The following is a 13,760-nucleotide window of genomic DNA, read 5'->3' as shown; positions in this document are numbered from 1 at the left end:
CACGCTAGGCTGCCTTAAATAGCTCCCAGTATGCCTTTACAAGTTCCCATGGAGTGGGTTCCTTCTTAACCTCTTCAATCCTCTTTCGGTTCTGCTCGTATGCTTGCTGAATCTTACGATCCAGGTCATCACGCGGGGATACTGGCGTTGCAGCAGTCATCTTTTTCGCCCCTTTCTTCTCTGTATCCTCATACTACATGTCCGTCCCAGAAACGCGACTGTCCTCGTGGGATTTTCTTGTTTTTCGTCCTCTTTTGCTATCTTTTTCGCCCCCTCATCATCATCTGGGGTGGCAGTATTTTTCGGCTCCGCTTTTTCGTTAAAGCCGCGCATAAGTTCGTTGTAGGCGTTCATAATGTCAGCATCTTCTACATTCACTCGCGAGTTCCAAACCTTGTTTGCTAGGTCAAATGCCGCTTCACGTTTAGAGTCATCAGCGGACTCTAACTTGTCCAATGCCCAGTGAAGCCTGTTGTAGAACGCTGTCCTCTCATCAGATTGTTTACGCTGCTCCATTGAAGCAAGTGCAGTAAGTAATGCGGCCAGCGCGATGATTCCAGAGATGAGACCAGCATTGTCACTGGTTGCACCCATAGCGTCCTTGACCCCCATTCCTTTCCCGTAGCCGAATGCCCACCCGCTCGTAACAAACCAATAACCGAGCAGCCAAAGTAAAGCGATGCCCAGGAAATAGAAGAACGTGGTCTTGACGAACCTAGATACGACCGAAAACATAGGATTGTTCAAGGTGAATCCCCAAGTTCTGCCTTCACTCGAATCATTCGATTCCCTTTTCTTCTCGTCCCGAGATAGTGCGTCATGATTCGCCTCAGTCATGTCGTTAATCATGCATCGAGGCTCTATCTGGAGTCTTCTACCCCCCCCGTATTTGTTTCTTTTACAGACTCCCAAGAGCATAGAATCATGCCGAAAACCGAGATAGCGCCAGGAGGTATGGGGCAACCCATCTCAAGGCGGACCACCGCAGGCTGGGAAGTCATCATTCGGTTCCGTTACCTCAATGGAACACGGGCACAGGTAAAACGCCGTAGACGGTTGAAGGCCGAGGCTATTGAAGCGGCCCAGGCAGAGGCCCGCCGCCTCATAGAGGCCGGGCGTGGATACGCTGACGACCACCTCACACGCCGCACCCCCGTACCCCAAGCGGTTGAGATGTACCTCGACTCCGAGATCTCCAACGAGAATACGAAGAGCGTCTATAAGCGTCATCTGCGGAAACACATAGAACCTGAAATGAAAAGTCTGTGCGTCGGGGAGGTCACAACCCCGATGGTGGAAAGATTTTTAACCTCGCGAAGCCAGGGGATCCACCGCTCCTGCAGAGCCATCCTGAGTGGCTGCTGGCGCTGGCTGACACGTCGTGGGGTAGTGCCATACAACGTTGTTGCCGCAACGTCTCCTGCACCTACTGAGCGAATTCTGGAGTACCGATCCTCTACTGCGGAAGAGATCGTAGCGCTTTTGACTGCGGCTCATGCCTACAATCTCCCCTGGATAGCACCCGCACTCCTCGCTTATGCAGGTACAGGGCTTCGCAGGGGAGAAATTGTGAACCTCCGCTGGGACGATTTAGAGGAACGCGATGGGCTGATTTATCTGAACGTGGCGCGGCTGAAAAAACGAGATGAGCGGAATTCTCGCGGGCTCGTCGCGCTCCCCGATTTGCTCGTTGCAGAGCTCCTAGAGTGGAAGAAAAAGAACGGAACGGAGTTCATTTTCCCAGGTCACCCACCCACGCGCCCCATGCGGGGCGAATCGGTAAAAACAGGCTTTGCACGGTTCCTGAAGTGGGCCCGCGACCCTGACGTATCCGGGGATGCAATCTCCCCAGAGGTGCGCTCGGCGCTGCCACAGAGGATTGCTGCGCGAGACTTCCGCCACGCCGTTGCAACAGCCATTACAGATACCCAAAGTTTGTACGACGCCTCACTGCAGCTCGGTCACTCGCGATCTTCTACAACAGAGCGGTACTACGTTCACCGACCGCGCTCCGTTGACCATCGTGCCGCTATCGAGACGCTTCTGGGAAAAAGTACCAATAAAGTACCATCCGACGAAAAAACCAGGTAGGAAATCGCTCCTACCTGGTCATTCGAGCCGGAAACGGGACTCGAACCCGTAACCTACTGATTACAAATCAGTTGCGCTACCAATTGCGCCATCCCGGCAACTTTAAAGCGACCCTTTTGGCGTTAGCCGTCGCTGGCTCGAAAGAATCAGAGTCAACCTGAGAATCGAACTCAGCTGTGCCGCTGACAGGCGATTGTACAGGTTGGCAAGCAGAAGTTAAAAACGACACCACAGGAATACTGCAACCGCACTTCTTGAACACTTTTCTGCACACTAAAAGCCCCGCTCAGATAGGTAAATTCACCCCACCGAAAACGAATTGAGATTCTCCGTCACCGACGGGGTAGTGTGACTATCGCTAAATCACTGGGGCTATGTTGCTGCAACGCCTCTAGAACTCGTCTTTGCAATAGCGCTGCAACGCACCCCAGGCAGTATCGGGGAAAGGAAGTGCCGACATGCCATTCGATGGTGGCAACAAATCCAACGCCGAAGAAAACTCCGCTGCGAAGGATGATGCCTACGATGCCGAAGCCGCTGTCGCTTACCCCGCTGACCCCACTGTCTCTTACGACGACACTCCGCAGACCCAGTTTCCTGCAATCGACAATCAGTCCACCTTCAAGCAGCGCGTGATTGATTTCGTTTCCGGCCCAACGGCAACTGTCGACCTAGTGCACTCGACCACTACCCCACTGCCGCTGGCACCGATTGATTATTCCGACCCCAGCCAGGTTACGGCCGTACTCGATCTCGCTGCTCGCATCGGAGGACTGCTGCTGGCATGTGGCTCGGGCAACCGCGACACCGAGCTGCAGATTAAGACCGTGACCTCAGCCTATGGTCTCACCCAGATCCAGGTTGACATCACGTTGACCTCGGTGACGGTCTACCACCTCATCGGTGCCCGCCGCACACCAATTACGGCTATGCGCGTAGTCACCGCACCAGTGCCCGACTTCGAGCGCTTGCGCCACACGGACCGTGTCATCCGCCGAATTCGCGCGGGCCATCTGAGCCTGGAGGAGGCTATTGAGGCTATCGACAAGGTCGAGCGTGAGCCCGCAAAATACCGCCTCCGCGTCATCTACGCTGGCTGGGCGTTGCTGGCCTCATCTGTGACAGTGCTACTCGGCTCTGGTTTCGAGGTCGCTCTCATCGCGGCTGCCGTCACACTGGCCATTGTCATTGTGATTGGCGAGCTTGCCGCCCGCGAGTTGCCCACATTCTTCCAAAACGCAGTCGGCGGTCTCATCGCCACACTCTCCGCTGCTGTACTCAATGCGGCACAGGCATACCTTCCCTTTGAAATGCAGCCATCCAGGCTAATTGCCTCGGGAATCATCGTGATGCTCGCCGGCCTAACCCTCGTGCAAGCACTGCAAGACGGCATCACCGGCGCGCCAGTGACTGGCTCAGCGCGCTTCTTCGACACCATGCTGTTGACCGGCGGCATCGTCGCTGGCATCGCGATGGGCATCGAGTTTTCTGGAATGCTGGGCATTCCGCTTCCCGACGTCATCGCGGGCTCCGACCTCAACCTGGCCCAGGCGACAGTGCGGGTGATAGCGGGAACTACCGCCTCAATCGCATTTGCGTTGGCCTCGAATGCTGGGTTCACTGCGTTGGCAGTGTCCGGAACGGTCGCCCTGCTGGGGTCAATGACCTACTACTACGTGTTGACTCCGCTGGGAGTTCATCCGGTGACCAGCGCAGGCGCGGCAGCAACACTGATTGGTCTCATCGGTGGCCTGCTGGCACGACGTTGGTCCATCCCGCCGCTAATTACGGCAGTGGCAGGCGTAACCCCACTGCTTCCGGGTATGATAATCTACCGCGGTATGCACGCACTGCTGCACGACCACCCGACCAAGGGGTTTACGGCGCTGGCCTCAGCGCTGGGCATTGCGACGGCACTAGCTGCGGGCATTGTCCTCGGTGAATGGATGGCGCGCAGGCTCCGTCGCCCTCGCGCACTGCGCGAAGACAGTGGCCTGACCCGTCCAATCCGGGCCGGTATGCGTCGCATCCGTCCTGTGAATCCGCGGAACAAGCCTCGCCGTCCACGCAACTACCGCTTCAAGGGCGGTATGAACCCGCGCGTGGACTAGCCGTACCGTGGGAGCATTGTCCACACCGCGCGACCTATCAACAACGTGGTAGAATTGGGTTTTTGAATTGTAAGTAGCGCTTAAAGCCGAAACTGCGTCATCACAATCCCATTCCTTCTCCGCTGAACTCGGTTGAGCTCAGTGACGGGAGCATATGGCGAGATGGCTGGCAGAAGTAGGTGTATTGGGCGCAATTAAGGCCATGCTTGCCAGGAGGATTCGTGCCACCGAAGGTCACAGACACTCGCACTGCTCAGAACGAGGCTCTTCACAAGGTCGAAGAAAAGACCGCTGCTGGCGCACGGCGAATTGTGGCTACCTTCGCCGAGGACTTTTACGATGCCGTCACTCTGATGTGCATGCTCGGAGTGGAGAAGGAAGGCCTGAGCTTCAAGAAGGTTCACGAGGAGTACGAGAAGGAAAACGCTCCGAAGACCGCAAAGCGCACACGCAAGTCCACTAAGAAGACTGCAAAGAAGTCGGCCAAGAAGGCAGCAAAGAAGACCACTCGTAAGACGGCGAAGAAGGCTACAAAGAAGGCCGCCAAGAAGACGACGAAGAAGGCTGCTAAGAAGAGCACCAAGAAGGCAGCTAACTAACGGGGTCACGCAGCATGGGGCGGAGCGGGAAAAAGGCGGTTGCCACAGTAGCTGTCGTTGCGGCGGTGTCCATGACGGCTACCGCATGCCAGGCAAAGCCGGCAGCGGAGATCGTCGGCAAGCAGTGGCAGATAACCGCGATTTTTGATGACCCAAACCTGCCCCACGGTGTGCCGGACGGAACGCAGGCACCGACTATTACGCTGGGGCAGACAACATATACTTTCGCTGATTCCTGTGGCAACGGCTCTGGTTCGCTGCAGTGGAAGGGCGAGGCGGTCGAATTCGGCGCCCCGGAGCAGACTCGCAGTTTGGACTGCTCAGACCAGGCGCAGACCTATTCGGAGCGCTTCCACAAGATTGTTGCGGGCGAATTCACCTACAAGCAGGACAACAACGGTCTGCGCATGCGAGAGATGAAAGACACCAAGCCAGGCGAGGATCGCCGTGGCTGGACTGCGACAACCTCGGGTTACACCGAGGGGCGCTGACGCCACTTTTGATCAACAGGCGCATCGATGCCGGGGTGAGAAACCCGTGCGTAAGAACCGCGGTGGTAAATGAGCGGATTGATTTCTTCACGCTTGCCGATAGCCACAATATCCGCCGTCACAATCCAGTGATCGCCGCCTTCGTAAACATCGACGACGGTGCAATCAATCCACACGGAGCAGCCGTGCAGTAAAGGGTTGCCCAGCTCAGAGCGGGTCCACTTCCCCGTCTTGAACTTTTCTCCATTACTGCGACCGAAGGCTGCCGAGATATCCTCCTGATCCTCAGCCAACACGTTGACGGAGAAACGTCCAGCGTTCCGTATGTGCGGCCACGACCGCGAGGTCTTCATGACAGTAAACAGAACCATCGGTGGAGTGAGGCTGAGAGAGGAAAAAGACTGGCAGGCAAAACCGTACGCCTCGCCTTCATCCTCGGTGGCGATAATGGTCACGCCAGTGGTGAACTCACTCATCGCGCCACGGATAGACATTTCATCCAATTCGACGGGGCCACCAAGTTCGACATGGTCGTCGCGGGTAGCTTCCGGACTATTGAGAGCCGCAGCTGATCGGTCGGTGCTCGAATTTGTTGAATCTGTCATGTAATAGACCTTAATCTGAATCCGAACACAGTAAAGACGAGGTGGGGTTTACCACCCCAGGAACCTCCGATAGCGCCACGATGTTGTTACCCTCGTGCCCGCTACCCGGCTGACGGTACCGACGGCGCTGCAGTTGTCGCTCCAACGACAAACTCAGTCTCTAGCAAGACGCGCGGAGCGCGACCGCTGTCCTCGTGTGCGGCCTCAAGCTCCTCGGCCAGCGCGCGGCCGACGGCAATGCCCTTCTGCCTATTCGGCTGAATCACGGTGGTCAGGTTGTGGAAGAGGGCGCGCTCAATTCCGTCAAAGCCGGTGATGGACAGATCCTCCGGAACACGAATTCCGTTCTCCTTGGCATATTCCAAGACCGCAATTGCCTGAGTATCGGTAGTGCAGACCACCGCCGTGAGATCTGGGTTGTCGGTCAGCAGCTGGCGAGCCGCATCGCGGTTGTTCTCGCGGTCATTGAGGTGACGCTCGATGATGGGCACATCTGCCTGCTGAATACCGGCCTCGGCAAGCGCTTCCAGCGCACCTTCGACACGATTCTTCTGCACCTGGTGATGAGCTTCTGCCAGTCGCTTCTCCGTGACATATCCCGAGTTCGGGGTACGCGACAAGCGCACCGAAAGGATTCCCACCTTCCTATGCCCCAACTCAGTCAGGTGCCGCACCGCGGGCTTGATGGCCTCACGGTCGTCGATGCCCACAAACGGTAGAGCCGCCGCATCTGCAGGCTGGTCGCACACGACCGTCGGCAAGCCGCGAGCGCGCACCGCAGCGAGGAACGGATCGTTGTCCGCGACGGAGTAGACCACGAAGCCGTCGACCACCGCCTGCCGAATCAGATTGAGATCTACGTCCCCGCCCTCCTCGGAGGAAGCTGGGATGACCAACATGGAGTCGCCCATTTCGCCGAGCTCTTCTGCAAGGCCGGCGAGAAAATCCACCGACGCAGGGTCTTCAAAAGCGAATGGGAGGTGCTCGGTGAACAGCACGCCGATGGCGCCAACCCGGCGCATGCGCAGACCCCGAGCCATTGGGTCCGGCCCCGGATAACCAAGCCTTTCCGCCGTTTCCAGGATGTGCTCGCGCAACTTCTCTGAGAGCTGGTCAGGGCGGTTGTAAGCATTGGACACAGTCGTGCGCGAGACCCCAAGTTCTGCTGCGATGGAAGCCAAGGTGCCACGACGACGCCGACTTTGCACGGAATACCGACCCTTCTTGAAAAACCAACAGTGACTGCGCGCTCAGCTATCTTCACTCATCTACCTCAGGTAGAAAACCTCAGTTTTATGGAAAAGAACTGCAACGAGCATTACACGCATCTAATCGCGGACAACTTTACCCAACGAATGTGCGCGACTGTCATTTCTGCCACTCCGGCAGCGATCCGCCTTGTGACTGGGTCTCCGCAGCCCCTACTATATTCTTTGAACTAAAAGACAACTGTTTTCAATAGCGGTTAATACTCAGGAGCTGAATAGAGGAAATAATTCAGCCCGCAACAGGATTGGATACATATATGAAGGCACGCTTTTCCACGCGCATCGCGGCGCTAGTCGCCAGCGCCGGCCTCGTCGCAGGTCTCGGCGCATGCTCCAGCAATGATGACAGCGCTACGTCCGCGGACAAGTCCGAAGACACCATTAAGGTGGTCACCTCCACCAAGGTCTGGGCGGACGTCGCCGACGCAGTCACCGACGACGAGAAGGTCGCCATCGACCCGATTATCGCGTCCAACGACATCGATCCTCACTCCTACGAACCGGCCGCAGCCGACATGGCAAAGGTAGAGGACGCCGATATTCTCGTCGCAGGTGGCGGGCATTACGACGCATGGCTGACCTCCTCTCTGCGTGACGCAAAGGATAAGGTCATCATCTCTGCGCTGCCGCAGGAAGAGGGCCACAATCACGATCACGACCACGAAGGCCATGACCACGACGGCCACGACCACGACCATGGCGACCACGAAGGCCACGAGCACCACCACGATGGCGAGGCCAACGAGCACGTCTGGTACGACACCGATGCGGTTGAAGAAACTGCAGAGCAGCTCGCCGAAGCTCTGACCAAGATGGGCGCCAAGGCCGACACCAAGGCTGTCGACAAGGAAATCAAGGACATCGAAGAGGCCAAGAGCAAGCTCAAGGCCGCTAAGGTTGCTCAGGTTCACCCGCTGGCCGATGACATCCTGAAGGACACGAAGATCAAGGACATCACCCCGAAGGGCTACCGTCAGTCCACGCTGAATGAGTCCGAGCCGTCGGCAAGCGATGTCAATGAAATGCTCAAGCTGATCGAGTCCGGCGAGCTGGACTACCTCATCGACTCGCCACAGACCCACGACCAGGTCTCGCAGCGACTCGTCGAGGCAGCCAAAGCAAAGGGCGTTAAAATCGTCGATGTTTTTGAGTCACCCAGCACTGACCAGTCGTTCTTTGACCTCTACAAGCAAACCCTTTCCGATATGGAGTCCGCATAACTTTGCCCTCACTGACTTTTACTGACGCAGCCGTCGAACCGCTGTGGTCCGGTCTGAATTTGGATATCGAGCCCAGCGAGTTCTTGGCCATCCTGGGTCCGAACGGCGTCGGCAAATCCACGCTGCTGACCACCGCCCTTGGCATGCGACGGCTGACTCACGGTTCAGTAAAAGTCGACGGAAACCTGGGCTACATTCCGCAGCAGCGGATGTTCGAGCCCTCGCTGCCCATTCGGGTTCGCGACCTCGTCGAGCTGGCGGCCGGCAAGAACCGCTCCGCCACCGACCAGATGCTGGAGTTTGTCGGCGCAACGGGTATTGCGGACCGTCGTGTCGGCACGCTCTCTGGCGGTCAGCAGCAGCTTGTCCGTCAGGCACAGGCGCTCGTTTCGGCGCCGGATTTTTTGCTTTGCGACGAGCCTCTGCTCTCCCTCGACCCTGCGGCACAACGAACCACGGTCAAGCGCCTGGACCGGCATCGCCGGGAAAATGACACGGCAGTCGTCTTTGTCACCCACGACATCAACCCCATCCTGGGCGTCTGTGACCGGGTGCTCTACCTGACGCCGCATGGACATGCGGTCGGATCGGTCGAGGAAATTATCACCTCAGAGACGCTCTCGGAGCTCTACCAAACCAAAATTGTGGTTGCCCGTGTCGAGGGAAAGTTGGTTATCGCCTAATGACCCTACTGGCTCAGTATTTCTCCGACACCGCCGCCCTACTCCAGGTCGGATTCGTCCACAATGCCCTCATTGCAGCAGCACTGCTTGGGCTAATTTCCGGCATCATCTCGCCCCTGATTGTCATGCGGCAGATGAGCTTCACGGTCCACGGCACCAGTGAGCTGGCACTCATGGGCGCATCCGCGGCTCTATTACTGGGTGTCAGTGTCAGCAGCGGCGCCATTATCGGCTCGGTGCTCATCGCAATAGTCCTGGCAGCACTGTCGCTTCGAGGGCGCCAAGATGCGGTTGTGGGCGTGGTTTTGAGCTTCGGCATGGGCTTATCGGTGCTGTTTATCCACCTCTACCCTGGCCGGACAAGTACCGCGTTTTCACTTCTCACCGGCCAGATCATTGGTCTGACTGACACTTCTCTATGGACGATGGCCATCGTCGCGGTCATCGTCGTCGGCGGCGTTGCCTGGAAATGGCGGCCGCTGCTATTCGCCTCCGCTGACCCCATCATGGCCGCCGCCTGTGGTGTCAACGTCAAGGCGCTATCGATCTACTTCGCGATTCTCACCGGTCTCGTCGCCGCCCAGGGCGTGCAAATTGTCGGCTCCCTGCTCGTCATCGCCCTGATTATCACCCCGGGTGCCGCGGCCGCATTCGTCACTGCCTCGCCGGTGAAGGCCATCATCCTGTCGACCATCTTCGCCGAGGTCGCGGCTGTCGGCGGCATCGTCCTCTCGCTCGCACCGGGCATCCCGGTCAGCGTTCTAGTGACGACAATCGCGTTTGTCCTCTACCTGATTTGCTACGCCATCGGAACGGTGCGGTCGCGTAAGGCAACGCGTGACGACGTTCAGGCTGCCAAGTGGAGCAAATAGGCACATACGCTTTTCGGAGTGGCTTTTAAAACAACAAAAACATCGGGCAGCTCCTCGAGTGACGATTGCGGAGAAGGTGCGTCCACCTCCCCTCTCGCCACCGAGGGGCTGCCCGTATTTTTACTGGATTCTCTAAAAGCAGACTCCAATACCCCCGCTCTTTTTAAGACTGCGAGGCTGCCGAAATGGGGTGACCCGGCAGACAGAAAAACTAACGCTGAGGATGTCGTGGTCTGACATCTCAGTGACCCAAAAGCTAGCTGTACAAGCCACCGCTAGGTCCGTGAGCATCCCTAAATTACGGCCAATTACGCCCCCATTTCTAGGAGCATGATTTGCCCGCCCTCCCCTTCAGGAAACTACGGATAATTTTCTGTTGGAAGTGATAATAACGCCGTCATTTCTGCAGCGCACGCCGGAAATAGAATTATCTTTAAAGCGCTGAACTACTGGGGGTAGCCATAAGTACCGGCCGCCATTTAGAACGCAAAATACCCCACGTAAACGCCATTACTATGACGAATTGGTAATGGTGCCTACGGGGGTATCAAATGCGCTACTGGCTACTCTTTGCCCGGCGCTGGCGGGCAAACTCACTCAGAGTCACGCCGGCAGCAACGGAAGCGTTGAGCGACTCAACCCAACCGGTCATCGGAATGGACATGATGGTGTCACAGGTATCGCGCACCAGGCGCGAAAGTCCCTTGCCCTCGGAGCCGACGACCACAACCACCGGGGTGGTGCCGTCGTAAGTGTCCAGAGTGTGATCGCCACCGGCATCCAGTCCAACGACCTGGTAACCAGCCTTCTGGAACTGCTTGAGCGAGCGCACCATGTTGGTCGCCCGCGCAACCGGCAGACGCGCAGCAGTACCAGCAGAGGTACGCCAGGCGACGCCCGTAATGGCAGCCGAGCGACGCTCCGGAATCACCACACCGTGACCACCAAAGGCCGCCACCGAGCGAATGACCGCACCCAGGTTACGCGGATCAGTGATGTTATCCAGGCAGACGATAAGGCCCGGCTCACCGGTCTTGGCCACAGAATCAATCAGATCTTCGACAGATGCGTACTTGTACGGCGGAATCTGCAGGCCGATACCCTGGTGCATGGTGTTGCCGGTCATGGTGTCCAACTCGTGGCGGGGTACCTCGCGAATCGGGATACCACGGGAGTTAGCAATACGCACTGACTCCTGCAGGCGCTCGTCATTGTCGGTACCCAGCGCCACAATCAGCGCGGCCGCTGGCACCTTTGCATGCAGGCACTCCACGACCGGGTTACGGCCAACTACCAGCTCGGTGCCATCCCCCTTGCGCTCATGACGCCCCGAGTCACGGCGGCGCTTCTCTTTCGCCCGCTTATGAGCTGCGTGATAAACGCGGTCCTCTGCTTTCGGGGTCGGCCCCTTGCCACGCAAGCCACGCTTTTGGCCACCGGAGCCGCCAACGTTCTTCTTGCTTGCCTTGCGCACTGCACCACGACGACCGTTGCCTGCCATAGCTACCTGCTTCCTGTTGTTAATAGTTTTCTTTAGCCTAAAGCCAGCTTTTCAGCCCTAGTCAGCGACAGACCATGCTGGACCATCCGCGGTATCAGTTACCTCGATACCCGCTTCCTTCAGGCGGTCGCGCACAGCATCAGCCGTAGCCCAGTCCTTCTCTGCACGAGCCCGGGTGCGTTCCTCCAACTGGTGCTCAACCAGCACACCGAGCGCATGCATTGCTGCATCAGAACCGGAATCGGAGGTTGCCCACTGCTCATTCAGCGGATCGAATCCAAGGACTGCGGCCATAGCGCGGACAGCACCGGCAATCTCCTTGGCCTTGGTCTCGTCGCCGTCGGCAAGCGCCTGATTGCCTCCACGAACAGCGTTGTGGATTTCTGCGAGCGCGCGCGGGACAGCGAGGTCGTCGTCGAGCGCTGCTTCGAACGCCGGCGTCCACTCACCGATTTCGATATCGCCGAGCTTATCGACGGCACGGTGCATAAACGCCTCGATACGACGGTAGCCCGCTGCCGCTTCCTGCAGAGCCTCCTCGGAGTACTCCAGCACGGAGCGGTAGTGCGCACTGCCGAGGTAGTAACGCAGCTCAACCGGACGAACCATGGTCAAAATGTGCGGCACAGACAAAACGTTGCCGAGCGACTTCGACATCTTTTCACCGGACATGGTGACCCAGTGATTGTGCATCCAGTAGCGGGCAAAGCCGTCGCCAGCTGCGTGCGACTGCGCAATCTCGTTTTCATGATGCGGGAACTGCAGGTCGAGACCGCCACAGTGGATGTCGAACTCCGAACCCAAGTAGTAGGTGGCCATGGCCGAGCACTCCAGGTGCCAGCCCGGACGCCCATTGCCCCACGGCGTCGGCCAGGAGGGCTCGCCCGGCTTGGCGGCCTTCCACAGCGCAAAATCGTGCGCGCCACGCTTGCCCGGAGTATTGGTCTCGCCCTGCTCCATCTCGTCGACGCGGTTGCCGGACAGGCTGCCGTAGTCACTACCTTCAGCCTTTGACCAGGCATCCACGTCGAAATAGACGCTGCCATCGACAGCGTAGGCGAAGCCGTTATCCATCAGACGCTGCATATACTCCACCATCTGAGTGACATGCCCGGTAGCGCGCGGCTCAACGCTCGGCGGGAGAACACCGAGCTGGTTGTAAGCCCAGGTAAATTCGCGTTCAAAGCGGGAGACCCACTCCCACCAAGGGCGGCCGTGCTCGGCGGCCTTGTTCAAGATCTTGTCATCGATATCGGTGACGTTGCGCACAAAGGCGACGTCATACCCCTTGGCGATCAGCCAACGGCGCAAGATATCAAAGGCCACGCCGGAACGAACATGGCCAATGTGCGGCTGAGCCTGCGGGGTCGCACCGCACAGGTAAATGGAGGCATGCCCCTCGCGGAGAGGCTCAAAATCCTTCAGTTGGCGGGTTGCGGTATCGAAGATTTGAAAAGTCACAGCCCCGAGCATAGCGGGGAAATAGATACGGGTGAAAAAGAGAAAACGGCTAGCGCACACGGGCAATGTGTGTGCGCTAGCCGTTAACCGGAAAAGTGCAGAAAATCCCTACTGGAAGGAACCGGGGAAGGGAAACGACTTATGCGTCTGCGTCCAGGTCCACCGGCTTATCGTCGGCTTCATCCTTCTTCTCACCAGCGGCACCTTCCTGTGCCAGTGTGCGGTGACGTTCGATAGTGGCATCGACGCGGGCAAAGACTTCCTCGACCTTGGCCTCATCAACGCCGTCGGCAAGCGCGAGCTCACCGACGAGAACCTGGCGAGCCTTGCTCAACATACGCTTTTCACCGGCGGACAGACCGCGGTCCTGATCGCGGCGCCACAGGTCACGGACTACCTCAGCGACCTTGTTAATATCGCCCGAACCCAGTCGTTCCTGGTTGGCCTTGTAGCGGCGGGACCAGTTGCCGGCCTCTTCCACATCGGTCTCACGCAGAACGGAGAAGACCTTTAGCAGCCCCTCTTCACCGACAACGTCGCGGACGCCAACCAGCTCGGCATTCTTGGCGGGAACCTGGATATTCAGATCACTCTGCAGAATTTGCAGTACGAGGTACTGAACGGTCTCACCGTTAAGCTCTCGTTCAATGATGTTTTCGATTTTCGCAGCTCCGTGGTGCGGATAAACTACGGTATCGCCAATGCTGAATTCCATGTAATGCACACGCCCTTTCCAACGGCCTTCCACCCTATCATGTCCCCCCATGATTTTACGGGTAGTATGAGAACATCTTAGGAAGACACTAAGGTGTTCTTTAAATACTGAAAATCCTATCGCCCATCCTCAAGCTACTGGAG

14 protein-coding genes and 1 tRNA gene are annotated in these 13,760 nt (G+C 57.7%); 7 read left to right on the top strand and 8 right to left on the bottom strand.

Annotation, left to right across the window (positions count from 1 at the left end; translation table 11 throughout):
* Positions 1-4: 4 nt before the first annotated feature.
* Both HMPREF2614_RS11115 and HMPREF2614_RS06005 read right to left on the bottom strand, forming a co-directional pair.
* Entirely contained in the window at positions 5-160 is a 156-nt protein-coding gene (locus tag HMPREF2614_RS11115) for a hypothetical protein (protein WP_153246018.1), read from the bottom strand.
* Positions 157-849 carry a hypothetical protein gene (locus tag HMPREF2614_RS06005; RefSeq protein WP_049180930.1) on the bottom strand — a complete coding sequence of 231 codons (693 nt, stop codon included), beginning with the start codon at positions 847-849 and terminating at the stop codon, positions 157-159. Before HMPREF2614_RS06005 ends, HMPREF2614_RS11115 begins: the two co-directional genes overlap by 4 nt.
* A gap of 75 nt (positions 850-924) precedes the next feature.
* Here HMPREF2614_RS06005 and xerC point away from each other — a divergent pair, with 75 nt between their 5' ends.
* Positions 925-2,091 (top strand): site-specific integrase, encoded by a 1,167-nt coding sequence (gene xerC, locus HMPREF2614_RS06000; protein ID WP_070586054.1) that lies wholly within the window; start codon positions 925-927, stop codon positions 2,089-2,091.
* Between the two features lie 25 nt (positions 2,092-2,116).
* On the opposite strand, the gene HMPREF2614_RS05995 is transcribed toward xerC, so the two are convergent.
* Positions 2,117-2,189, bottom strand: a tRNA-Thr gene (locus HMPREF2614_RS05995).
* 360 nt (positions 2,190-2,549) lie between these two features.
* On the opposite strand from HMPREF2614_RS05995, the gene HMPREF2614_RS05990 reads away from it, so the two are divergent.
* The 3 genes from HMPREF2614_RS05990 (at position 2,550) to HMPREF2614_RS05980 (ending at position 5,292) form a co-directional block, all read left to right on the top strand.
* Positions 2,550-4,202 (top strand): threonine/serine exporter ThrE, encoded by a 1,653-nt coding sequence (locus tag HMPREF2614_RS05990; RefSeq protein ID WP_070560480.1) that lies wholly within the window; start codon positions 2,550-2,552, stop codon positions 4,200-4,202.
* Positions 4,203-4,423: 221 nt separating this feature from the next.
* Positions 4,424-4,801 carry a hypothetical protein gene (locus HMPREF2614_RS05985; protein WP_038626573.1) on the top strand — a complete coding sequence of 126 codons (378 nt, stop codon included), beginning with the start codon at positions 4,424-4,426 and terminating at the stop codon, positions 4,799-4,801.
* 14 nt (positions 4,802-4,815) lie between these two features.
* Positions 4,816-5,292 (top strand): META domain-containing protein, encoded by a 477-nt coding sequence (locus tag HMPREF2614_RS05980; RefSeq protein WP_038626574.1) that lies wholly within the window; start codon positions 4,816-4,818, stop codon positions 5,290-5,292.
* Here the strand turns inward: HMPREF2614_RS05980 and HMPREF2614_RS05975 are convergent.
* On the bottom strand, positions 5,274-5,897 hold the full coding sequence (locus HMPREF2614_RS05975; RefSeq protein ID WP_038626576.1) for a flavin reductase family protein: 624 nt from the start codon (positions 5,895-5,897) through the stop codon (positions 5,274-5,276). The two genes, HMPREF2614_RS05980 and HMPREF2614_RS05975, sit on opposite strands and share 19 nt — an antisense overlap.
* A gap of 101 nt (positions 5,898-5,998) precedes the next feature.
* Complete coding sequence (locus HMPREF2614_RS05970; protein ID WP_038626578.1) at positions 5,999-7,105, bottom strand: LacI family DNA-binding transcriptional regulator; 1,107 nt, start codon at positions 7,103-7,105, stop codon at positions 5,999-6,001.
* Positions 7,106-7,422: 317 nt separating this feature from the next.
* Between HMPREF2614_RS05970 and HMPREF2614_RS05965 the strand changes: the two genes are divergently transcribed.
* From HMPREF2614_RS05965 to HMPREF2614_RS05955, 3 genes are read left to right on the top strand one after another with little or no spacing between them, the layout of a single operon-like run.
* Positions 7,423-8,385, top strand: a complete 963-nt coding sequence (locus HMPREF2614_RS05965; RefSeq protein ID WP_070560478.1) for a metal ABC transporter solute-binding protein, Zn/Mn family — start codon at positions 7,423-7,425, stop codon at positions 8,383-8,385.
* A 2-nt stretch (positions 8,386-8,387) separates the two neighbouring features.
* Positions 8,388-9,068, top strand: coding sequence for a metal ABC transporter ATP-binding protein (locus HMPREF2614_RS05960; protein ID WP_070560476.1), 681 nt, complete (start codon positions 8,388-8,390; stop codon positions 9,066-9,068).
* Complete coding sequence (locus tag HMPREF2614_RS05955; protein WP_070560475.1) at positions 9,068-9,940, top strand: metal ABC transporter permease; 873 nt, start codon at positions 9,068-9,070, stop codon at positions 9,938-9,940. The genes HMPREF2614_RS05960 and HMPREF2614_RS05955 overlap by 1 nt, the downstream gene beginning before the upstream one ends.
* A 556-nt stretch (positions 9,941-10,496) precedes the next feature.
* On the opposite strand, the gene rlmB is transcribed toward HMPREF2614_RS05955, so the two are convergent.
* The 3 genes from rlmB to HMPREF2614_RS05940 form a co-directional block, all read right to left on the bottom strand.
* Positions 10,497-11,441, bottom strand: a complete 945-nt coding sequence (gene rlmB, locus HMPREF2614_RS05950; protein WP_038626584.1) for a 23S rRNA (guanosine(2251)-2'-O)-methyltransferase RlmB — start codon at positions 11,439-11,441, stop codon at positions 10,497-10,499.
* Between the two features lie 57 nt (positions 11,442-11,498).
* Positions 11,499-12,902: a cysteine--tRNA ligase gene (gene cysS / locus HMPREF2614_RS05945; RefSeq protein WP_049171927.1), complete on the bottom strand. Its 1,404-nt coding sequence runs from the start codon at positions 12,900-12,902 to the stop codon at positions 11,499-11,501.
* Between the two features lie 139 nt (positions 12,903-13,041).
* Complete coding sequence (locus tag HMPREF2614_RS05940; RefSeq protein WP_038626586.1) at positions 13,042-13,617, bottom strand: CarD family transcriptional regulator; 576 nt, start codon at positions 13,615-13,617, stop codon at positions 13,042-13,044.
* Positions 13,618-13,760 lie beyond the last annotated feature (143 nt).

The organism is Corynebacterium sp. HMSC074C11 (assembly GCF_001809455.1).
Lineage (GTDB): Bacteria > Actinomycetota > Actinomycetes > Mycobacteriales > Mycobacteriaceae > Corynebacterium > Corynebacterium amycolatum.
Note: the sequence above shows the minus strand (reverse complement) of the source record. Positions and strands in the feature narration are given on the sequence as shown.

Excerpts from the sequence above, each read along its gene's own strand:
- HMPREF2614_RS05940 (WP_038626586.1), bottom strand. The coding sequence starts at position 13,617 with ATGGAATTCAGCATTGGCGATACCGTAGTTTATCCGCACCACGGAGCT.
- xerC (WP_070586054.1), top strand. The coding sequence starts at position 925 with ATGCCGAAAACCGAGATAGCGCCAGGAGGTATGGGGCAACCCATCTCA.
- HMPREF2614_RS05975 (WP_038626576.1), bottom strand. The coding sequence starts at position 5,897 with ATGACAGATTCAACAAATTCGAGCACCGACCGATCAGCTGCGGCTCTC.
- HMPREF2614_RS05980 (WP_038626574.1), top strand. The coding sequence starts at position 4,816 with ATGGGGCGGAGCGGGAAAAAGGCGGTTGCCACAGTAGCTGTCGTTGCG.
- HMPREF2614_RS11115 (WP_153246018.1), bottom strand. The coding sequence starts at position 160 with ATGACTGCTGCAACGCCAGTATCCCCGCGTGATGACCTGGATCGTAAG.
- HMPREF2614_RS05990 (WP_070560480.1), top strand. The coding sequence starts at position 2,550 with ATGCCATTCGATGGTGGCAACAAATCCAACGCCGAAGAAAACTCCGCT.
- HMPREF2614_RS06005 (WP_049180930.1), bottom strand. The coding sequence starts at position 849 with ATGATTAACGACATGACTGAGGCGAATCATGACGCACTATCTCGGGAC.
- rlmB (WP_038626584.1), bottom strand. The coding sequence starts at position 11,441 with ATGGCAGGCAACGGTCGTCGTGGTGCAGTGCGCAAGGCAAGCAAGAAG.
- HMPREF2614_RS05955 (WP_070560475.1), top strand. The coding sequence starts at position 9,068 with ATGACCCTACTGGCTCAGTATTTCTCCGACACCGCCGCCCTACTCCAG.
- HMPREF2614_RS05965 (WP_070560478.1), top strand. The coding sequence starts at position 7,423 with ATGAAGGCACGCTTTTCCACGCGCATCGCGGCGCTAGTCGCCAGCGCC.